At 53.9% G+C, this 19,995-nt stretch carries 19 protein-coding genes and 2 tRNA genes; 7 read left to right on the forward strand and 14 right to left on the reverse strand.

The window, feature by feature from the left end; translation table 11 throughout:
• The first annotated feature begins 29 nt into the window (after positions 1 to 29).
• A complete protein-coding gene (locus WBY09_RS19320) occupies positions 30 to 1,496 on the forward strand; it encodes a GGDEF domain-containing protein (protein WP_336233646.1) in 1,467 nt (488 codons plus the stop codon).
• Between the two features lie 56 nt (positions 1,497 to 1,552).
• Here WBY09_RS19320 and rodA read toward each other — a convergent pair whose 3' ends face one another.
• The 7 genes from rodA to WBY09_RS19355 form a co-directional block, all read right to left on the reverse strand.
• Positions 1,553 to 2,716: a rod shape-determining protein RodA gene (rodA, locus tag WBY09_RS19325; RefSeq protein WP_063090283.1), complete on the reverse strand. Its 1,164-nt coding sequence runs from the start codon at positions 2,714 to 2,716 to the stop codon at positions 1,553 to 1,555.
• Between the two features lie 3 nt (positions 2,717 to 2,719).
• A complete protein-coding gene (mrdA, locus tag WBY09_RS19330; protein ID WP_296990225.1) occupies positions 2,720 to 4,636 on the reverse strand; it encodes a penicillin-binding protein 2 in 1,917 nt (638 codons plus the stop codon).
• Positions 4,637 to 4,801: 165 nt separating this feature from the next.
• The gene (gene mreD, locus WBY09_RS19335) at positions 4,802 to 5,317 is read right to left on the reverse strand and encodes a rod shape-determining protein MreD (protein WP_008892086.1); all 516 of its coding nucleotides are present in this window, start codon (positions 5,315 to 5,317) and stop codon (positions 4,802 to 4,804) included.
• Positions 5,314 to 6,309, reverse strand: coding sequence for a rod shape-determining protein MreC (gene mreC, locus WBY09_RS19340; RefSeq protein ID WP_197145385.1), 996 nt, complete (start codon positions 6,307 to 6,309; stop codon positions 5,314 to 5,316). The genes mreD and mreC overlap by 4 nt, the downstream gene beginning before the upstream one ends.
• A gap of 126 nt (positions 6,310 to 6,435) precedes the next feature.
• On the reverse strand, positions 6,436 to 7,476 hold the full coding sequence (locus WBY09_RS19345; RefSeq protein ID WP_008892088.1) for a rod shape-determining protein: 1,041 nt from the start codon (positions 7,474 to 7,476) through the stop codon (positions 6,436 to 6,438).
• Between the two features lie 182 nt (positions 7,477 to 7,658).
• On the reverse strand, positions 7,659 to 8,462 hold the full coding sequence (locus WBY09_RS19350; RefSeq protein ID WP_252723945.1) for an alpha/beta hydrolase family protein: 804 nt from the start codon (positions 8,460 to 8,462) through the stop codon (positions 7,659 to 7,661).
• Positions 8,463 to 8,698: 236 nt separating this feature from the next.
• Complete coding sequence (locus WBY09_RS19355; RefSeq protein ID WP_008892090.1) at positions 8,699 to 10,249, reverse strand: 2-isopropylmalate synthase; 1,551 nt, start codon at positions 10,247 to 10,249, stop codon at positions 8,699 to 8,701.
• Positions 10,250 to 10,879: 630 nt separating this feature from the next.
• Between WBY09_RS19355 and WBY09_RS19360 the strand changes: the two genes are divergently transcribed.
• On the forward strand, positions 10,880 to 11,503 hold the full coding sequence (locus WBY09_RS19360; protein WP_008892092.1) for a LysE family translocator: 624 nt from the start codon (positions 10,880 to 10,882) through the stop codon (positions 11,501 to 11,503).
• Between the two features lie 130 nt (positions 11,504 to 11,633).
• Positions 11,634 to 11,966 carry a hypothetical protein gene (locus WBY09_RS19365; RefSeq protein WP_008892093.1) on the forward strand — a complete coding sequence of 111 codons (333 nt, stop codon included), beginning with the start codon at positions 11,634 to 11,636 and terminating at the stop codon, positions 11,964 to 11,966.
• A gap of 85 nt (positions 11,967 to 12,051) precedes the next feature.
• Here WBY09_RS19365 and WBY09_RS19370 read toward each other — a convergent pair whose 3' ends face one another.
• Complete coding sequence (locus WBY09_RS19370) at positions 12,052 to 13,086, reverse strand: hypothetical protein (RefSeq protein WP_063090275.1); 1,035 nt, start codon at positions 13,084 to 13,086, stop codon at positions 12,052 to 12,054.
• 211 nt (positions 13,087 to 13,297) lie between these two features.
• On the reverse strand, positions 13,298 to 14,272 hold the full coding sequence (locus tag WBY09_RS19375; protein WP_232308480.1) for a GGDEF domain-containing protein: 975 nt from the start codon (positions 14,270 to 14,272) through the stop codon (positions 13,298 to 13,300).
• Positions 14,273 to 14,867: 595 nt separating this feature from the next.
• On the opposite strand from WBY09_RS19375, the gene WBY09_RS19380 reads away from it, so the two are divergent.
• From WBY09_RS19380 to WBY09_RS19390, 3 genes are all read left to right on the forward strand, one after another.
• The gene (locus WBY09_RS19380; protein WP_336233647.1) at positions 14,868 to 15,593 is read left to right on the forward strand and encodes a hypothetical protein; all 726 of its coding nucleotides are present in this window, start codon (positions 14,868 to 14,870) and stop codon (positions 15,591 to 15,593) included.
• Between the two features lie 200 nt (positions 15,594 to 15,793).
• Entirely contained in the window at positions 15,794 to 16,000 is a 207-nt protein-coding gene (locus tag WBY09_RS19385; protein ID WP_008892097.1) for a cold-shock protein, read from the forward strand.
• A gap of 141 nt (positions 16,001 to 16,141) precedes the next feature.
• Positions 16,142 to 16,813 (forward strand): 5-formyltetrahydrofolate cyclo-ligase, encoded by a 672-nt coding sequence (locus tag WBY09_RS19390; protein WP_336233648.1) that lies wholly within the window; start codon positions 16,142 to 16,144, stop codon positions 16,811 to 16,813.
• A 23-nt stretch (positions 16,814 to 16,836) separates the two neighbouring features.
• Here WBY09_RS19390 and WBY09_RS19395 read toward each other — a convergent pair whose 3' ends face one another.
• From WBY09_RS19395 to WBY09_RS19410, 5 genes are all read right to left on the reverse strand, one after another.
• Positions 16,837 to 17,202 (reverse strand): GFA family protein, encoded by a 366-nt coding sequence (locus WBY09_RS19395; RefSeq protein ID WP_336233649.1) that lies wholly within the window; start codon positions 17,200 to 17,202, stop codon positions 16,837 to 16,839.
• A gap of 122 nt (positions 17,203 to 17,324) precedes the next feature.
• A tRNA-Gln gene (locus tag WBY09_RS19400) sits at positions 17,325 to 17,398 on the reverse strand.
• Positions 17,399 to 17,501: 103 nt separating this feature from the next.
• Entirely contained in the window at positions 17,502 to 18,068 is a 567-nt protein-coding gene (locus WBY09_RS19405; protein WP_197145382.1) for an AbiU2 domain-containing protein, read from the reverse strand.
• 2 nt (positions 18,069 to 18,070) lie between these two features.
• Positions 18,071 to 18,331 (reverse strand): GIY-YIG nuclease family protein, encoded by a 261-nt coding sequence (locus WBY09_RS19925; RefSeq protein WP_008892349.1) that lies wholly within the window; start codon positions 18,329 to 18,331, stop codon positions 18,071 to 18,073.
• Positions 18,332 to 18,433: 102 nt separating this feature from the next.
• Positions 18,434 to 18,507: transfer RNA gene (locus WBY09_RS19410), tRNA-Gln, on the reverse strand.
• A gap of 245 nt (positions 18,508 to 18,752) precedes the next feature.
• On the opposite strand from WBY09_RS19410, the gene WBY09_RS19415 reads away from it, so the two are divergent.
• Complete coding sequence (locus WBY09_RS19415) at positions 18,753 to 19,943, forward strand: Ppx/GppA phosphatase family protein (protein WP_232308479.1); 1,191 nt, start codon at positions 18,753 to 18,755, stop codon at positions 19,941 to 19,943.
• The last annotated feature ends 52 nt before the right edge of the window (positions 19,944 to 19,995 follow it).

A 19,995-nucleotide genomic window follows, 5' to 3' on the forward strand; every position in this document is an offset into this window, starting at 1 on the left:
AAATCTTTAGAAAGACAAGGTCGAGACGCTTGGCACGAGAACCAGACGAAAAGCATTTTGATGATCTTGCCGGGATGCGATTGGGCAGCACAATTGCGGCTCGTCAGTTAAAGTACTCTCTTTTCCTGGCAATTGCTCTTGGCCTCATCATCGTCGCCATTCGCGGATATCAGGATTATCTCTGGCTCGAAGGTGTCTATCAGCAGAGCAACCAGCGTATCTTTTCCTCCAGTGCGCCTGTCGCGACTGAAGTCATGATCAAGCGCGACCGCGAACTGGCCAATATTATGGTGCGCGGGATGCTCAACAATCGGTCCATTGCACGCGTTATTCTTACCAACGCCGATGACGGTATCTTTTTTGAACTAAAACGACCCGCAGGCGAAATACCAGTCTCGCGCTGGGCCGAGAAGATGTTTGGCGGGCTGCAAACCATCACTGTTCCGGTGCGCGACCCCGAACGAAAACCTGTCGCCACCATTGGCGAGATGGTGATTGAGCTTAATCCGCAGGTTTATGTGAACGCCTACATGACGCGTCTTTCGTGGTCGTTCCTTGCGACCATGATTTTGGCGGCGGTGATGGCCCTTTGTTTTGCGGCAATGAGCTACTTCGTTTTCTCACGACCCGTGATACGGCTTGGAAACTATATCGTTAACGCGAACCCGACAGACGATAGTCGCCCGCTTCAGATGCCGCCGGAACATCGTCATGACGACGAAGTTCAGTTGCTTGGTTCGGTGACGGTCGGGCTTTTCGGAATGATCCGCAAGCAAGTCGGGGAATTGCGCAGAGCCCGCGACGAACTGCAGAATGCGAACATCACTTTGGAAGAACGTGTCGCACAGCGTACAGAAGAACTCAATTCCGCGATGCAAAAGCTTGAAGTGCTTGCGTCAACGGATCCATTGACCGGGTTGCCTAACCGTCGTGCCTTTCTGGGCAGGTTGGAAGACGCTGTTGCCGTCTGGCGGCGCAGGGATACGCCTGTATCCTTCATTCTTCTTGATATCGACCGTTTCAAGGCGCTGAACGATACCTATGGTCATCAGGCCGGTGACGCGGTTCTGGTTGCCTTGGCAGAAACACTTAGAACAACACTGCGCTCCATCGATATTCCGGCGCGTATGGGCGGTGAAGAGTTCGCTGTGTTGCTGCCGGGGGAGGAATTGCAGGGGGCGATGATCCTCACCGAACGTTTGCGCAAGGGCCTGGAGCAGAACAGTGTCGAGTATGGCGGCAGCAAACTTTCCTTTACCTCAAGCTTTGGGGTGTCGGGCTTGCCGTCTGCAAAGGGTTTGGCTGAGTTTGATCCGGACGTTGCCGCGCAATTTGATGTTCTGAGGAACTCGGAAAACACCGATATCCCGGGGATATTGTACTCGTTGGCGGATCACGCACTTTATGATGCCAAGGCAACCGGGCGTAACCGATGCAAGCTGGCTGACTTCAGCACGCTTTCGGAATTCAAGGATCAGCTGCCCTCTGACATTTGATTGATCGGATAATTCCGGTGCGACGCCGGATGCATGTGCATCAGGAATGCGTGTCTTTAATTCCGGCCGTCGTCATTACCCTGTCGGGAAATCCGGATGTCGCGGTGGATTGATACGCTCATCAAAAGCCCGAAGCTGACCAGAATGGTCATCATCACCGTGCCGCCATAAGACACAAGCGGCAACGGTACGCCAACCACCGGGATCAGACCCATCACCATCGCGATGTTGATAAAGACGTAAAGGAAGAAGGTCGAGGTCACACCGATGGCGACAAGGCGTCCAAACTGGTTCTGACAGCGCAGTGCGATGACATAGCCATAGGTGATTACCAGCGCATAAAGGCCCAGCAACGCCATGCCACCGACCAAGCCGAATTCTTCGCCCAGCATGGTGAAGATAAAGTCGGTTTGTTTTTCCGGCAGGAAGTTAAGATGGCTTTGCGAACCCAACATGAACCCTTTGCCAAACAGCCCGCCAGACCCAAGCGCGATCTTTGATTGCGTAATGTGATAGCCCGCACCAAGCGGATCATTTTCCGGGTTCAGGAAGGTCAGAACGCGGTTCTTTTGATATTCGCGCAAGAACTGCCAGCCAATCGGAATGGCCGCAAGTGCCGTGCCGAGAACAAGCGCGAACTTCCAGATGCGCACCCCAGCCAGCCAGAAAATCACACCACCCCCGGCAATCAGCAGCAACGTGGTGCCAAGGTCAGGTTGGCGTAGCACTAGGGCAGAGGGCGCAAGAACCATCAAAATCGGCGGAATCAAAAGCGGGATACGACCGACATCTTCGGTCGTCAAACCATGGAAATACCGTGCAAGTGCCAGAACCAAAGAGATTTTCATCAGTTCAGACGGCTGCAACTGGAAGAAACCCAGATTGATCCAGCGCTGCGCGCCCATGCCGATATCGCCCTTGATTTCGACCGCTACCAGTAAAATGAGCGCAACAAAATACGAGAAATAGGCAAGCTTCAGCCAGACGCGTATATCGGTTACCGCGATGATGATCATCAGTGCCGCACCCACGGCAAAACGCATCATCTGGCGTTCGGCCCAGGGTTGCAGTGATCCGTTGGCCGCTGAATAGAGCATGGCAAAGCCGATGCCAGATAGGGCTGCGATCAAAAGAACAAGCGTCCAGTTCAGCAACAACAACCGGCGGCCGATCGGTACATAATCCGGGTCTTCACCAATGCGAAATCTGCTTCCTGCCATGGCTTAACCCTCGTCCTGATCGCTGTGGGCCGGATTGCGCCGGAGGTTTGCACTATTGGGCTGGTCGGCGGCCGAGATGCCCTGACGCGCGGATTGCAGTTCCTGCGCTTTTAGCAGCAGGTCACGGACAATCGGGCCCGCAACACTCGAACCACCACCACCATGTTCAACCACCACTGAACAGGCATAACGCGGGTTATCGACCGGCGCAAAGGCAACAAACAGGGCGTGGTCACGGTATTTCCACGGCAAGTCATTGTTATCAAGCACGCCCGTGGTTTGGCGCTCGCGCATGGTGATGCGGCGAACCTGACTGGTACCACTTTTGCCAGCCATTTCCATGCCCTTGATGGCGATCCGTGCGCCATGGCCTGTGCCGCGCAATTCGTTCGTCACACCGTTCATTGCATCACGAATTCGGGCCAGGTTGGCGCGACTGACCTGAAGTTCCGGGAATTCTTCGGCCTGGCGGCTGGTGACGCCTTCTGGGGTGACATTGTCACGCGTCAGGTGCGGGCGCACCGCCTTGCCCGAGGCCAGACGTGCAGTCATCGTGCAAAGTTGCAACGGCGTTGCCAGAACATATCCCTGCCCGATAGACGCAATCAGCGTTTCACCACCCTGCCAGCGTTTGCCAAGCTGGATTTCCTTCCAGTCCTTGGTCGGGATCAGGCCGCTACGTTCGTTGGGAAGGTCAATGCCGGTATCTTCGCCAAGGCCCAGCTTGTTTGCCATGGCCGCAATGCGGTCGATCCCGATTTTCTGGGAGATTTCGTAGTAATAGACGTCACAGGAATGCTTGATTGAGTCATGCATGTTCATCCAGCCATGACCGCCGCGTTTCCAGCAGTGGAAACGCGCATTCCCGAGATCAAGATGCCCGTTGCAGAAGAATTTCTGGTTTGGCGAAATAATGCCTGCTTCCAGTCCGGCAAGTGCGACGCACATCTTGAAAGTCGAACCGGGCGCATAGGTGCCGTTCACAGCCTTGTTGGAAAGCGGTGCATACGGGTTGTTGACCAGACTGTTCCAAAGCTTGTGCGAAATGCCATTGGTAAAGGCGTTCGGGTCATAGGCCGGGTGCGACGACAGGGCGAGCACTTCACCATTATGGATGTCCATAACCACCGCAGCGGCACTTTCCTGATCCGACAGTCGCTGATTGGTGTAGCGCTGCAATTCGAGATCAAGCGTCATGACAACCGTGTTGCCGCTGTCACCTTCTTCGCGTTCCAGTTCGCGAATGACGCGACCCAGTGCGTTGACTTCGACCTGGCTGGTGCCAGCCGTGCCGCGCAGTGCCAAGTCATAAACCTTTTCAACGCCGCTTTTGCCAATGGTGAAGCCCGGCAATTCCAAAAGCGGATCGCCTGTCAGTTCCTTTTCAGAAACGGCAGCAACATAACCCAGTGTATGCGCAAGGTGCGGTCCTTCGGGATAGTCGCGTGATCGTCCGGCATCAATGATCAGGCCGGGCAGGTCGGGTGCATTTACACCGACGCGTGCGACTTCATCCCATGTCAGGTTATCGCGCACTGTGACCGGAACAAAGGAACGCCGACGGGCTGCATCGCGTTCAACGCGCTCGATCGTGTCGGGGCCAAGTTCGATGATCTGGTCCAGGATTTCAAGCGTGCGGCGGACATCGGGTGTCTGTTCGCGCACGATCATGATGTGATAATTCTGCCGGTTTACCGCAAGCGGCGCACCGAAACGGTCGGTGACCAGTCCACGCGGCGGCGGCAGCAGGCGGTGCGAGATACGATTTTCATCGGCCAGCGTCTGATAGCGGTCGCTTTCAAGGACCTGCAGGTAGTACATGCGCGCGGCAAGACCAGTCAGCAATACACCCTTGCCCGCACCCAGCATCAGGGCGCGTCGGGTAAACAGTCTGAACCGGTCTGAGTCACGATGCCACATGGGCGTTGGATACCTGTATTTCGTCAGTAGCCGCAAGGCCGAGTGTTCAATTTCTGGCCCGTTTTATCCCGGTTGATCGGGGATTAAAACAGCCTTTCCCCATCATAGCTAGTAGCCGTTGCCAAAACATCAATATTGCGCAGTTCATCAATCGCGCATGGCAGCCTAGACATAACGCAAAAGGGTATTTTGTGCGCGCGCCAGAACCCAGGCAACAATCGGGAACAAGGCAGCCGTCAACACATAGCTGATCATGGTTGCCTTGAAGGGCAACAATGCACCGATCAGGGCCGAACTCAGCAGCCACTGAACCAAAAGTGCCGGAATGGCCACCAATGCAAAGCCCCACCACATCACGCTGAACGGCTTGTTATGGAAAAAGCGCCCCTGACTTGCCGATCCGGTCTGCACCAGCACGAGCACAAGCGAACTGACGCCAAGCGGCAAGCCCATCAACAGATCCTGCAACAGGCCCAGCAGGAAGGCTGTAACGGCCGTCAGCAGGTCAGGGCGGTTCACCGACCAGTAAAACACAGCCATCAGTGCCAGTGCCGGTGAGGCGGTTGATAACAACGGCACGCTGAGCGGCAGAAGATTAATCAGCAACAGAGCGAAAACACTGAAGGCAGGAAAAAGGCCGCGGGCAATAATGTCCAGTCGATGCCAGACGCCGGGTTTCACTGGGCTTCCCCTGCCGCGTTGGTGGAGGGGGATGTGCCGTCATTACCGGTCGGGCCTGCAGGAACAATGCCGACGCCGTCAGGCAGGTCCGGCGATACTTCAGTTATGTTTGTATCGTTGGACGGTTGGCTTTGGCGAATGCGGTCATCGCTCAGGATGCCCTGAAGGCCGTAATCAGCAACCCGCAGATATTCCAGTTGATGGCGGCGGAACATCGGAGCGACGCGAACGGCATTTTCGGAAACCGATGAGACAACCCCGATCGGAATGCCCGGTGGGAACGCACCACCATGGCCCGATGTCAAAATACGGTCACCCGGTGCAACGGCCGCATCCGCAGTCAGGAAGGTCAGGAGCGGGCGGTTGGTGTTGTCACCGGAAAGAAATGCACGGTCGCGGGAATTTTCCACAACAACCGGAACACGAGAGTTGATATCGGTGATCAGAAGAACACGTGACGCCTGATACCCCGCCTCGGCAACGCGGCCAATCAGGCCTTCGTCCGAAATCACGGCTTGCCCCTTGGCAACGCCATCGCGCGATCCGGCGGAAATCATCACACTGTGGGCATAGGCACCGCCCATATCGGCAATCACGCGGGAGGTTACCAGATGCAGGGCAGGCGGGGAGGTGTAGCTTGCCAGATCGCGAAGACGGGCATTCTCATGTGAAAGATTGCGTGCGGCTTGCTGCCAGGCCAGCAGTTGCTGGTTTTCGCGGCGCAGGCGCTCGTTTTCTTCGTAAAGATGGGCGAGGTTGTAAATCTTGTCGGTCAGCTCGTTGATGCTGGCCGCAGGGCGCGAAATGACGTTCATCACCGGCGACACCAGATCAGCCGACGCGGCGCGGATCCGCTCGATCAGAACAGTATCGGCCTTGCCCAGAAGCATCAGGCCAAAGGCCGATAAAATCAGCAGTATGAAAGCGAAGCGGTGAAGGGCCGTGCGTAACGGCGAAAAGATACGCTGCTGCGGACCACCATGCTGTGCCAATGTATTCCCCGCGAATTCCCAAAAGGTTGTTCTTCATCCCGTGCGGGATATTCAACCATAACGAAATCACCGAGTCGCGTCCAGTAAGGATACGACCCGGTGATGATATTCAAGGCCGCTTTTTTATCAGTATGCTGTGTGCAGGACGTTGCGCAGCATCTTTTTCTCTTCCAGCGCGCGACCGGTACCCAGTGCAACGCAGGAAAGCGGATCATCTGCAATCGAAACCGGAAGACCGGTTGCGTGGCGCAGAACGTAATCAAGGTTGCCCAGCATCGCGCCGCCACCGGTCAGGACAATACCCTTGTCCACGATGTCAGCAGCAAGTTCCGGCGGGGTCTGTTCGAGGGCGACTTTCACCGCCTCGATGATTGCCGAAACAGGCTCTGCAAGGCTTTCTGCGATCTGGCGTTCAGAAATCAGCAGTTCCTTCGGAACGCCGTTCATCAGGTCACGACCGCGGATTTCAACGGTTGCGCCATCACCGTCATCCGGTGCACAGGCAGAACCGATTTCCTTCTTGATGCGTTCGGCGGTGCTCTCGCCGACCAGAAGGTTATGAGTGCGACGGATGTAAGCAATGATCGCTTCATCCATTTTGTCACCACCGACACGTACCGAACGCGCATAGACGATACCGCCCAGCGAGAGAACGGCAACCTCGGTGGTGCCACCGCCGATATCGACAACCATGGAGCCGGTCGGTTCCGTCACCGGAAGGCCGGCACCAATGGCAGCCGCCATCGGCTCGTCAATCAGCCAGACTTTACGCGCGCCAGCACTTTCTGCACTTTCCTGAATGGCGCGGCGTTCAACTGCGGTCGAACCCGACGGTACGCAGATGATGACTTCCGGGCTGGCAAAGTTGCGACGGTTATGGACCTTGCGGATAAAGTGCTTGATCATTTCCTCGGCGATGTGGAATTCCGCAATAACGCCGTCTCGCAACGGGCGGATCGCCTGAATATACCCCGGGGTACGACCGAGCATCTGTTTGGCTTCTTCACCAACTGCAAGGACCTGTTTCTTGCCTTTTTCGTCGGTAATGGCCACCACGGATGGTTCGTTCAGAACGATGCCTCGTCCCTTAACGTAAACCAGTGTGTTCGCGGTGCCCAGATCCACCGCCATGTCGGAGGATAAAACCCCAAGAAGCTTGGAAAACATTCCTGCCCTATGCCCCGGTTAAAAGTAAAATCTCAAAAGCGAATGTACCGGCTTTGATAGCGTAAGGAATAAGCCGATGCACGAATAATCTGCTCAGGGGATTGAGGAATAATTAAGGCGCGTAATTTTCCTGAAATAAGGCATCAAAAACATGATCAGTAATATGGTCTTGGCGGAGAAATTCAATTTCGTCCTATATTTTCTGAGATGCCCATTGCAGAAAGGAAATCTGTCACCAGTGAGACTACAAGCGGACTGTTTTCTATTTGCAACGTTGTGCGAGTCGTTTGTTTTTCAATCATTTCGCTGCTTTCAACGACTTCAAACCGAACGAGTTCGCGCCCGTTGTAAAGGTCGCGATCCATACGCCATTCACACCATGCCGGTGGGTTAAATGGATCATTTTTGACAGCCACAAGCAGGCTGGGCACAAAGTTGTCCATTTCCGACATACATTGCGGTCTTAGCCCGACGAGCGCCTTAAATCGGTGTTGGTAGTGTTTGGCATGGCCATCGCGATAAATCGCTAGCTGAGCTGCGCCGGCACCATAGCCATAACCGAAGACGGCAATGTTTGCTGGCGCAATGGATTTTGCCCCGGCAAGGTAATGAAGCGCGCTGATGGCATCGAACGCCCAGTAGGACAGACCGTGTTTCGGCGTTTGAAGTTCCCCGCCACCACAGTAATCCTGCGTCGGATGGGCGTTAGGTGGTGAGATCAAAAGTACGGCGTATCCGCTTTGTCGCAGGATCTTGATCCACTTTTCGGGAAAATGGTTGTCACAGTCGGGCAGGGCGACGATGGCAGGATAAGGTGGCTTTGCGTTTCCATTGGCCGCAGCCGGTTCGAAATAAACTGCTGGAATACCTGCTTGCAGGCTTTCATCAACGCTAGGTATGGCTTTCCCGGCGGCGATCAGGCGTTGCCTCAAACCGCTTTTGGGGTAGGGCAGTGACGGTACGGTGACATGCTGACCCGACTGCATTGTCGGCGTTTGTGCGAACGCGTTTGTGGAAGTTATGACCGTGCCAACAGACAGGGCCACAGCAATCGTAACGATCAGAACATATGAAAACGCACGCAGAGCTTTGCTTGGCGGGGCCATCGGCAACTCCATTCACGGGTGCCAAATTCTATCACACCGTTGGCCATGCCACCATTCACACATAAGAAAAGGGCGGCATAGGTGCCGCCCTTTAGATGTAAACCAATAAGCCTTGCTTAGGATGCCATCGCATCCGGTGCGGTTTTCTTGCTTTTTTCGATCAGCTTGTTCACTGCCGTAACATAGGCAAGGCAGGATGCAACCACGGTATCGGTATCCGATGCGTTGCCGACAACCGTGCGATCTTCGCCGTCGAGTTTGACTGTGACCGTTCCCTGGGCATCGGTGCCCTCGGTTACGGCGTGCACCTGATAAAGCTTCAGGCGCCAGTCATGCGGATAGATCTCCTTGATCGCGTTAAAGGTCGCATCAATCGGGCCATCGCCGGTGGTCTTGGCCGTGCGGGTTTCACCGTCGACGGTCAGTTCCAGTTCCGCAGTCTGCGGGCCTTTGGAGCCACAGGTAACGGTCAGGCCAACGAACTTGATATGTTCGTTGTCGCGCATGCCGTCATCGACCAGAGCGACGATGTCGTCGTCATAGACTTCTTTTTTCTTGTCGGCCAAGTCCTTGAAGCGTGCAAACGCATCTTCAATCGCGTTGTCACCCAAATCGGTAAAGCCCAGTTCCTTGAGCTTTTCCTTGAACGCGTGACGACCAGAGTGCTTGCCCATGACCAGGCTTGATTTGTTCAAGCCAATCGATTCCGGCTTCATGATTTCATAGGTTTCGGAATTCTTCAGGAAGCCGTCCTGATGGATGCCGCTTTCATGGGCAAACGCATTGGCGCCAACGATGGCCTTGTTTGGCTGTACGACAAAGCCGGAAACAGCGGAAACCAGACGCGATGCGTTCATGATCTTGGTGGTATCAATGCCCGTGGTGAACGGGAAGGCATCGTTACGGGTGTTGATCGCCATCACGATTTCTTCGAGTGCGGCGTTACCGGCACGTTCGCCGAGGCCATTGATCGTGCATTCGATCTGACGCGCCCCTGCATTGACCGCCGAGATCGAGTTGGCAACCGCCATGCCCAAATCGTTGTGGCAGTGAACCGACAGGATCGCCTTGTCGATGTTCGGCACGCGGTTAAACAGCATGGTCATCAGTTCGGCATATTCGGTCGGCGTGGTGTAGCCAACCGTATCGGGGATGTTGATGGTGGTCGCACCGGCATCAATGGCCGCTTCGACGCAACGGCACAGGAAGTCATGTTCGGTACGCGAACCGTCTTCTGCCGACCATTCAACATCGTCGGTGAACTTGCGGGCCAGTGTCACACTTTCAATCACCTTTTCCAGAACGCGTTCCGGTTCCATCTGCAATTTGTATTTCATATGCAGCGGGCTTGTGGAGATGAAGGTGTGGATACGCTTGTTCTCAGCCGGTTCCAATGCCTCTGCCGCGCGTTCGATGTCGCCCTTGGCGGCACGTGCCAGCGAACAGATGGTCGGTCCTTTGACCTGCTTGGCGATTTCATGGACGGACTGGAAGTCGCCGTTCGATGCGATGGCAAAGCCTGCTTCGATGACATCAACCTTCAGTTCCGCCAGTGCGTGCGCCACGCGCAGCTTTTCATCAAGCGTCATCGATGCACCCGGGGACTGTTCCCCATCACGCAAAGTGGTGTCGAAAATGATGACGCGATTGTCGTTTGCACTAGCCATTATCTTGTTTCCTGATCAAACGGGTCTTTGCCCGGTATGTAAATTCTGTCTGGAAGGAGTGCGGGCCGTCTGGCGCGACTTTTTCCCCTGAGCTGCGGTAAATGGATCGACAAGCTATTCGTGTGATCCGGACCGGCATGATTCGCTCAGGGGCGAGTAAGTCGTAGAGCGCCTAGCTCTGCTAGACCAAGGAGACCGGAAATTAGGTTGAGGGCAGACAGCGCAAGCGCGCGCAAAGCGGTGGCTTCGGCACGGTCGGCATATGCATCAATGTTGCAAATGTCTGCGGTCATCGGTCTTCATCAATTGGCTTTGAATGCCAGCTGTTGCTGGCGACGTCCCCAATTTCGTCGGCGGGCCCCTTCAGGTCAAGTAATTTTTGTACCTTTTGGTCTGTTTTTTGAGTGGAATTTAGCGGGGCCGGGTTTGGCATGTGCGTTTCTGTTACGATATTCGGGCCATTGTGCTGTTTTCGTGCTGTCCGACACAGCAGCCGAAATGTCATTTCGGCCATACCAAAAAGATACTGGTCGGAATTTGACTAATCGGGTAGTGATTTCGTCCCTGATGACGTCACGCCCCCAATGGTGACGGTCAGGGCGGAACGCCATCCAAGCCACAGGAACCATTATGCTGAGTTTGTCGTTGATCGGGGCCTTTATCCCCACGGCCTTCTTTGTCTCCATTACGCCGGGTATGTGCATGACACTTGCGCTAACCCTTGGCATGACAATCGGTCTGAAACGCACACTCTGGATGATGGTGGGTGAACTGATCGGTGTGGGCATTGTTGTGGTTGCCTCGGCACTAGGCGTGGCGGCGATCATGTTGCAGTATCCGGCCGTGTTCGCGGTGTTTAAGTATATCGGCGGGGCCTATCTGGCGTGGCTCGGCATTCAGTTGTGGCGTTCGCGCGGGCGCATGGCAATTTCCGGCGAAGTCGAAGGTGCCAAGACAGCAACAGCCGCCGGGCTGGCAGCACAGGGCTTTGTTACCGCGATTGCCAACCCCAAGGGCTGGGCCTTTATGATTTCCCTGCTTCCGCCATTTATCAGTTTGCAGCATCCCATCGCGCCACAGCTTTCGGTGCTGGTTGCGATCATTCTGGTGACCGAGCTGATCTGCATGACGATGTATGCCACCGGTGGGCGGTCGTTGCGTCGCTTCCTTGAAAAAAGCGGTAACGTGCGCATCCTCAACCGTGTCGCCGGAACATTGATGATCGGCGTGGGCGTCTGGTTGGCAAGTAGCTGATCTGGTGGCCGTTCGCGGCGTTTGGTCGTGCTTTGGGCATTATTTCAACGCGTTGCCTGAATTTGATGTTTGTTTTGTTGTTTCATCATAACAATATGTAATCAAACAACTGTTTTGAGGATTTCCGACCATGCGCGAGATACGCTGTATCGTTTTCGAGGACGGCGAACTGATCAAGGCAATTCTGGCCCATGGTCGACGCACCGGCAAAGCGCTTCCGCCCGGTCAGATCAGCAGCTTTGAGGTGGAACGCAAACCGGAAGTCATCGCGCGTATGACGGTTACTTCTGATGAAGGTCAAAAGCTGATTGTTCCAACCGCAGGCGCAGAACTTGCGGCTGCGATGATTGCCTATTGCATTGATCGCAAGGTCCCGGTGCCGGCAAATGCATCCAAGTCGATTGCAGTTCTGGATGACCATGTGGCGCTTAAAATCACCATGACCGGTGAAAAGGCCCGCTAAGTCAGGTCGACAAGGCAGCTTAGAAACACAAAAGGCGCGCTTGAACAGCGCGCCTTTTTTCTATTCCCTAACACGGCGGGCAGGGCTACCACTGCATCATCTTGCCTTTGAGCTTGCCCATGCGTTCGTCTTCGTTCTTGAAGCTGTGTTGTTCGGAAACACCGTCTTGCACCTTGGTCATCAGCAGCCATTGCTTGACCTTCATGAAGCGCGGGGCTAGGAACTGGTAGGTCTGTTTGACCAGATTGACAGCCTTGGGACCGCGCTCCAGTTCAAGTTCTTCCCACTGTTCGATCAGCGGTTCCCACGCGCGCAGACGTTTATAAAGGTCATCACGCTGGCTTCGGATATATTGGCGCTGCGAAGTGAAGTTACGCAGAACTGACATGATTTCGCCGGTATTGGCATCAAGTTCGTCAAACGTCGTTTCGAATTTCTTTTTGGCGTCGTCAAGCAGTCGGATGGCCTGGGTAACGGTTTCCAGAACACCTTTTTCATGTGCATAGATGCGGCGAAGGTCCTGCAACTTGCGGTCCACCATCAGGATCTTGCGATACTTCACGCGGAGCGTCTCGATATAGGACAACTCATCAGCGACCTGATGCACAAGATTGACGACTTCTTCGCGGTTTTCTTTGCCAAACCCAAGCTTTTCGGCAACTTCGTCAAAAGCCTGGTTGATCTTCTTTTTGGTGTTCGGATCCTCGGCGATCTGCATCAGTTGGTCCGGGTCGGTGATGAGTTCTTCACTCCCCGACATCCAGGTTACCAACTGCATGGTAATACGGTTATAGGCAATCGCCTTGTGATCTTCGTCAACAGCCCATGATGCTTCACCGGTCAGAACTTCAAGCGGCAGGTTGTCGCCCGGGCGCAGGACATTGACAAAGTTAAGCGACTTGTCGATCAGGCTGATCAGATCGCCATCCTTGGATTCCGGATCAATATCGAATTCACGGCAAATCGCCTTAAGCGGCAAAGACACAACCGATCCTTCTGCCATTTTCAGGACAAAAAGAGCTTCGTCTGAGATATCAGACTTCTGAAAGTGGCATTCTTCGAACGTTTTGAAAATCTTGTGTTCTAGCTCGATTTTACGTTCGCTATTGGGTGTCTTCATCTGCTTCTCCGCCCTGCAAAGCCGGTGCAACACATTACTATGTTGTACATCGCAGGTCCGATTGTTAGGTCATCGGTTCTGCTCTTTTGGCCTATTCGGACATGTGTGTTAGCTCGGTGTCTTGGTTGGATCTTGGTTCTATCGTCGAAATCTCTTTTTCAGAGATGCATTTATTGATGCCCTGATTTGGTGTTTTCCATTAGGGCCCTGTCTATTGCATCACGCAGGTGTTTCTACCTTCCTGCTTTGCCATATAAAGAGCTTTGTCCGCCCGGTCCACAAACTCCAATATATTCTCTCCAAGATTATAAGCCGTCAAGCCAATTGAAACGGTTAACTTGCCGAAATCCTTGCCGGTTTTTTTGTTTATAATATGTTGGTTTGACACGTTTTGTCTCAGCTTGTTGGCGAGTTTTGCCGCGTTCTCCAGCTCGGTATCAGGCAGGATGATCGCAAACTCTTCGCCACCATAACGGGCAACGGTGTCTGCACCCTTTGTCGAACTGACCAGCACCCGCGCCACAGCCTTCAGGACCCCGTCACCGGCACGGTGCCCGAAATTATCGTTGAACTCCTTGAAGTGATCGATATCGATCATCAAAAGCGATAATGGCGCGCCGGACTCCATCGTTGTCGTCACCGCGTCGCGCAGCGACGTGTCAAAATTCTTGCGGTTGGCAATCCCGGTCAAGGTGTCGGTCAGGGCATCCCGGCGGACAAGCTCAAGCTCGGTACGGACCCTGAGAACCTCCTTGTGATATTCCTCAAGGCTGCCGTTAAAGGAGCTGTATGTATCACGCGCCTTGCTGGATCTTTCCGACAAGCCACGGCTGACAGACCGTGCGTCCTCCAATGTGATGTCCGAGGCCTGCAACTGCTGTGATGCGACCTCGATATCGCCACAGAAAGTATCCGTCTCCCGCATGACCGACGTTACCGCCATTTCGACACGTTCGACAGCAGACTGCAGCCCCTCGACCCCTTGCTTCAGATGCTGTTGCATCGCGTGGGTGCCGAGGTACTTGTGGTAAATCCGGAAAACAGTCTCTTCATCAAGATCCTGCGTATTGCGGATCAAGACCTTGATCAACTGACTGAGTTCGGGCACCTCGTCTGTCAGGTAGCTGTAGAAAACATGGTAAACCTGTGGCGTCGGCTGCAAGTTGAGCTCGTTGACGAGCGCCATAACGTTATGCGCAATGTCGCGTGGGTTTGCGATCTTGGTTGTCGCTGTCACTTCCTGTTATCCGATCCGAATATCATATCCATTCAGTCAAGCGTGTCCCAACTTAGACCCTGCATCGCTACTAACCGATGCTCTAGGGTGCTCGTGCACATTTGGGTGCAAGATATACTTTTTATATTAGGCTTGCTCTATCATCGTCTAAAGCAAGGGGCTTTGTCACGCACTTCTACCCCTCAGACAATGACAAATTCAGACATCCCGAATAAATGGCTTTCTAATTGTCAGGTGACAACGGCGTCTTGCGCTTGACGCCCGAAAAGTCGATACTGGCATATACGACGCCGGATCGTAGAATGATCACTCTGCCTGCCATGAAAATCTGCTGATTTTATCCATTTTCAGGCTGTCTGGCCTTCTGCCCCAATTTGGCGCAAGAACTTCATTTCATCCTTCCTGACAGTGAGCGGGGCAGTCTTTCTATTACCACTATCTGGTATTCAGATCGGGCGACCTTATATGGCTATTAGTCGAATGTTGCCCGGGAACGGCTTGCGCGTGACGGCATCTGTAATAACCACTAGGGCAGGGCGTTTAATTGATCCTTGTTACCAGCCGAATAGCGATGCGAGCAGCCCTGTTTGTCGGGCTTTTTGTTGTCTGTTGTCTTGGTTTTTTTGGTGCGAACGCGGCTGACGCGGTGCGCGTTGCCAGCAATATCGTGTTTGACACCAAATGGAGCCAATACGCTCTACCCGGTCAGCGGCGGTTCATTACCCTGCTTGGCGCGCAACAGCGTCCGGTTGCCTTTGATGTTTTTCCCTATAACCGTTTTCGCGATGCGCTTGATGCGGGGCTGACCGACTGTATTCTTGCATCCCACCCGGCACGTTTTGAAGACACCATTGCCTCAAAAAGCAAGGTTCGCTTCGAACTTCGCGTGTTCCAGCGTATCGGTGCCGATATCCGCACCCTGCCGCAGGTCGATATCGGAATCCTTGCCAATCTGCCAAGGCCGAGTCTGTCGATCCGTGGCGAGATCGTCTGGCATGATCTCGGAAGTCTCGAACAGGCTGTCGAGCTGCTTGCGGCCGGGCGACTGACCGGGATCATAGGTGACAGCACCAATATCCGCATGTTTGGTCGCACCGATATCATCGAGGCCGAGTTGCCCCCGGTGATCACCGTCGACATCTCGCTGATCTGCCGCGATACAGAACCTTTACGGGAATTCGTTTCGGAATTTGATTCATCTATGGGTGTGTCTGGTTCCGGGCAGGTGCCGCATGGTGACCTGCGTCACATGGTCGATTACGCGTGGTAGCGAAAAAAGAACTTCATGCATGAATCCATTGCACTAAGCCGAAAATTGGGTAATTATTGAAACGATGCAGTGCATCTTTCAAGTGTGTGGTCGCTCTCTGGTTGATGGTGGTTGCGCTTTTGGTCGGTGTAATGCAGGGACTGTTTTCATGCATTCCTGACTTTGGGGATGCGCATACTAAACTAAGGACGACTACGGATATGGCTACCGGAACGGTTAAGTGGTTCAATGCGACCAAGGGTTATGGCTTCATCACCCCGGACGAGGGCGGCAAAGATGCATTCGTGCACATCACCGCTGTTCAGCGTGCTGGTCTGCAAGGACTTGATGAAGGGCAGAAAATTCAGTTTGAGCTGATTGAAGGTCGCAACGGCCGCATGTCGGCAGAAGAACTCGCCATTCTCTAAATTTCTATCTGGCTTGCAGCTTTCTTTGCTGACAACCGTTAACGCGCCGGCCTTCCGGCGCGTTATGCGTTTTTGGGGCCCGCTTGGTTGTGTCGCCTGAACGCGTGACTTTTATAAAACCAGCAAACTCTTCGGGCATTCATGATCCTTGATCTTCCTGCCGCACCTGTTGGCGGTGATGCAACCACACAGTCGGAATGGCGCCACGCAGTCAGGCGGGTTTTGCTTGGCTGGCGCGCCGGACTTGATGCGCAAACCCATCAAAAACTCTCCGATCAAATCCGTGGTCATTTCGCGACCTTCCTAAAGGATCGGCCCGCCGCAACGATCGGTTTTTATTGGCCAATCCAGAACGAAATTGATCTGCGTCCGGTGATCACGGCCCATATCAAATCAGGTGGGAAGGCGGCCCTTCCGGTGGTTCCGGGCAAGGATCAGGCGATGATCTTTCATGACTGGACGCCGGGTACCGAAATGGTGCCGGGCTTTGCGCGGATCCCCGAACCGGCCAACAGCAAGGAAGTCACTGTAAATGTGCTACTGGCCCCATTGGTCGGGTTCGATCCGGCAGGGTACCGTCTGGGATATGGCGGTGGTTTCTTTGACCGGACACTGGCGACGCTTACGCGAAAGCCGCTGGTGGTTGGTGTCGGACTAGAAGCCACGCGGCTTGATAACATTCTTCCGCATCAATATGACGTGCCTGTCGATGTGCTGATCACCGAATACGGGACGCGCTATATTGACGGGCAGGCCACCGCTGATGCGGACAAGCCCGATCAAACATCACCGCCTTGCCATTTAAGTGACTAGGCAGCTTCTCCGAGATTGATGGTTCAGTCGCGCTCATAAAGGTGTTTGACAGGAAATTCCGGCAGCCACTTTTCGCGCCGGATCGTCCAGAGCTCATAGGTCGGGATGAACTGATCCGGGGCATCCATCGCGCCCAGATGAAGCTCGATCTCGTCATCGCTGCATGAAAACACCGACGATCCGCAATCAGGACAGAAATGCCGCCCCTGATAACTTTGGGTCTTCCCAGTGATCTCGACCGCCGTTTCCGGGAAAATGGCCGAGGCATGAAACAGAGCCCCGTGATGCTTGCGGCAATCCATACAGTGACACAGCCCGACCCGAAGCGGTTCACTTCCTGTCTCAAAGCGGATTTTACCGCACAGGCAGCCGCCAGAAACCTTCTTCATGCGATGTCTCCGTCCAAAATAGATGCCATCAATGATCAGGCACTTTAAATCGAACCTGTTCGCGCTGCAATTCAGCGACATTGCGGTTGGTCGAAAAGTGTCGTGGAAGGGTTGGGGCAAAGTGGCTGGGGAACCTGGATTCGAACCAGGACTGACGGAGTCAGAGTCCGTAGGTCTACCGTTAACCTATTCCCCAACAGAACTTTGTTTCGCGCGTACTAGACGTGGCGGAGCCGTTTGGTAATGGATCAGGATACGCTTGTCAAGCTGTACTGGGCAGCTTCAGATTTTTGCCAGCATTAGCAGTTTTGTTTGGCAAATTTAAGCTTCTGTATCAGATCAAGTACATCACCAGAACACCCAGGATGACTAAAGTCTAAAGGACCAACTCCGATATTTCTGCCCACTGCATCACAATATTTCTGCAGACATTCAAAGAAATTAACGACGTCTTCTGGCTGATGTAGCCCGAGGCTTTCTGCGGCTAAAACACTTTCCATGTCCAAATGAGACACAAGCCGATTACGTGCGGTTTGTACAAGAGATCTGTATCTCAGAATTTCATCGGAATACTCTTTGATCTCGTTTGTGAATAAATGATGTTGCTCCAGTTTTTGATTGAGATAAGGCAAGGTAACATTGCTTCTTTTTCCTGCAGTTGCAGGGTCCGTTATTTTGCAAACTTGGAGAAAAATATACTCAATCAGAATGTGATTAAGGTCGTTGAAAAACAAGGGCGCAGTATCATGTAATAGCTGAGCTGTGTGTTGGTCGCTTTCAAACATTTGTTCGAATGTAAAATGGCATTGTTTCAGCCAGATACATTCAACTCGGAATGCTTTAAACTCTGTCGGCAACTGGTCCATTCCTAAAAGTGCCTTTTGCAGAACGCTCTACCAGAGCCTGTTTTGAGGTATTTCTCGAAAGCAAATGCCTTGTTCGCGTCTTCGAATCCAAAGGTGTTTATGATCTTCCATGGACCAAAGTTTGCTGTATGCTTGGAGCCTGAGCTGTTTGGTTCGTTGTTATGGCGATACAAACGCTTTGCGACATCTCGCGTGCAGCCGATATAGTAGCGTTCGGGAAACTTTAAACTCTGAAGAATATAGACATATTGCATGTCCGCCATTGACCGCCTCCGCTTAGCTTCGGCGTGTCAGCCTTCGCCGCTTATGAATGTGGGGCGACTACTTGGCATGCCAAGCCGTAGCCTACTTTAGTAGGCGAAGGCTGGCTGGGGAACCTGGATTCGAACCAGGACTGACGGAGTCAGAGTCCGTAGGTCTACCGTTAACCTATTCCCCAACAAAACTTGGTCCACCGTGCGCGACGTGCGGCGCGGTGTGGGCCGCTATGTATAAAACCCGCCCGGTTTTGGCAACCCCTTTTTTGTTTCCATCTGGTCAACCATGCGATTACCGCATACGGGATTTGCCTTGCCGGGGATTGTCGTTACACTCATATAGTTGATTCGCGAGATCGTCACATAAATATCATGATGATCCGCAATATAGAAATTATGCGCGTAACAGAAGGCAGGTTTTCGAACGGTGAAGCACCAATCCCCCCATAGCAACTCGCACAGGGGCAGCAGCCCGGCAGGCGGCGCTGCAATGGGCGGGCATGCCGTGCTTGATGGCCCCGATAAACCGGGCATGCCGCAACCGGGAACCGCCGTTCAGGTCCCCGACGGTGGCGCGAAATCATCGCGCATCGTTGATTGCATTACAGCCCCGCTTTATGCCGCGATTGATTTGGGCAGTTCAAACTGCCGGCTTCTGGTCGCGCGCCCGTGCAATGATGGCTTCAAGGTGATTGATGCCTTTTCACGTGTCGTGCGCCTCGGCGAAGGCGTGCGTGAAAAGGGCTATCTGTGTGAGGCGGCGATGGACCGGGCGATTGATGCGCTTCGGGTCTGTGCCAAAAAACTGCGCCGTCATCCGGGGGCAAAGCTTCGTGCCGTTGCGACCGAGGCCTGCCGCACTGCCAACAATCGTGATGAATTCGTTCGTCGCGTTTTCGATGAAACCGGTATCTCGCTTGATATCATCAATCCGGATGAGGAAAGCCGTCTGGCGCTTCAGGCCTGCTCGGCCCTTCTGGATGAACGTCCCTATGCGGTGGTGTTTGATATCGGTGGTGGCAGTACGGAGATCTGCTGGATCAAGGTCGACAAGACCGGCAAGACCCAGTGCATTGAAACCCTGTCCATGCCGTGCGGTGTTCTGTGCCTGACCGAACGTTATGCCACGGTCGAGGAACGCCGCGAACGGTTTGAAGCCATGCGCACCGAAATCCGCCAGCGTCTTGAAGAATTTGCCAAGCGCAATTGCTGCTCGGACATGCTCGATGATGACAAGGTCCAGATGGTTGGCACATCGGGCACCGTCACCACATTCTGTGGCATTGCACTTGGTCTTGAACGGTATGAACGTCACAAGGTCGATGGGTCTGATCTGCGGTTTGATGACGCAGAACGCGTGACCGAGCTTTTGCTGCGCATGGGATCGGACAAACGCAAGGGTCATCCGTGCATTGGCAATCAGCGCGCCGAACTGATGGATGCCGGGGCGGCGATCTTTGCCGCGATTCGTGATATCTGGCCTTTGGCGACGCTTAAGGTCGCCGACCGCGGACTTCGCGAAGGCATTCTGGTCGATTTGATGCGCGCAGATGGCCACGCTATTGACCCATGCGACGCACGCCGTCATACAGTGTCGCATATTCCGGCTTCTTCCTGATCGGTTGACATCCATGTCCCGGCAGGTCTGGCCAAAACAGAATTCAGTTCAG

It is taken from the genome of Thalassospira sp. CH_XMU1458 (assembly GCF_037027205.1).
Classification (GTDB): Bacteria; Pseudomonadota; Alphaproteobacteria; order Rhodospirillales; family Thalassospiraceae; genus Thalassospira; species Thalassospira tepidiphila.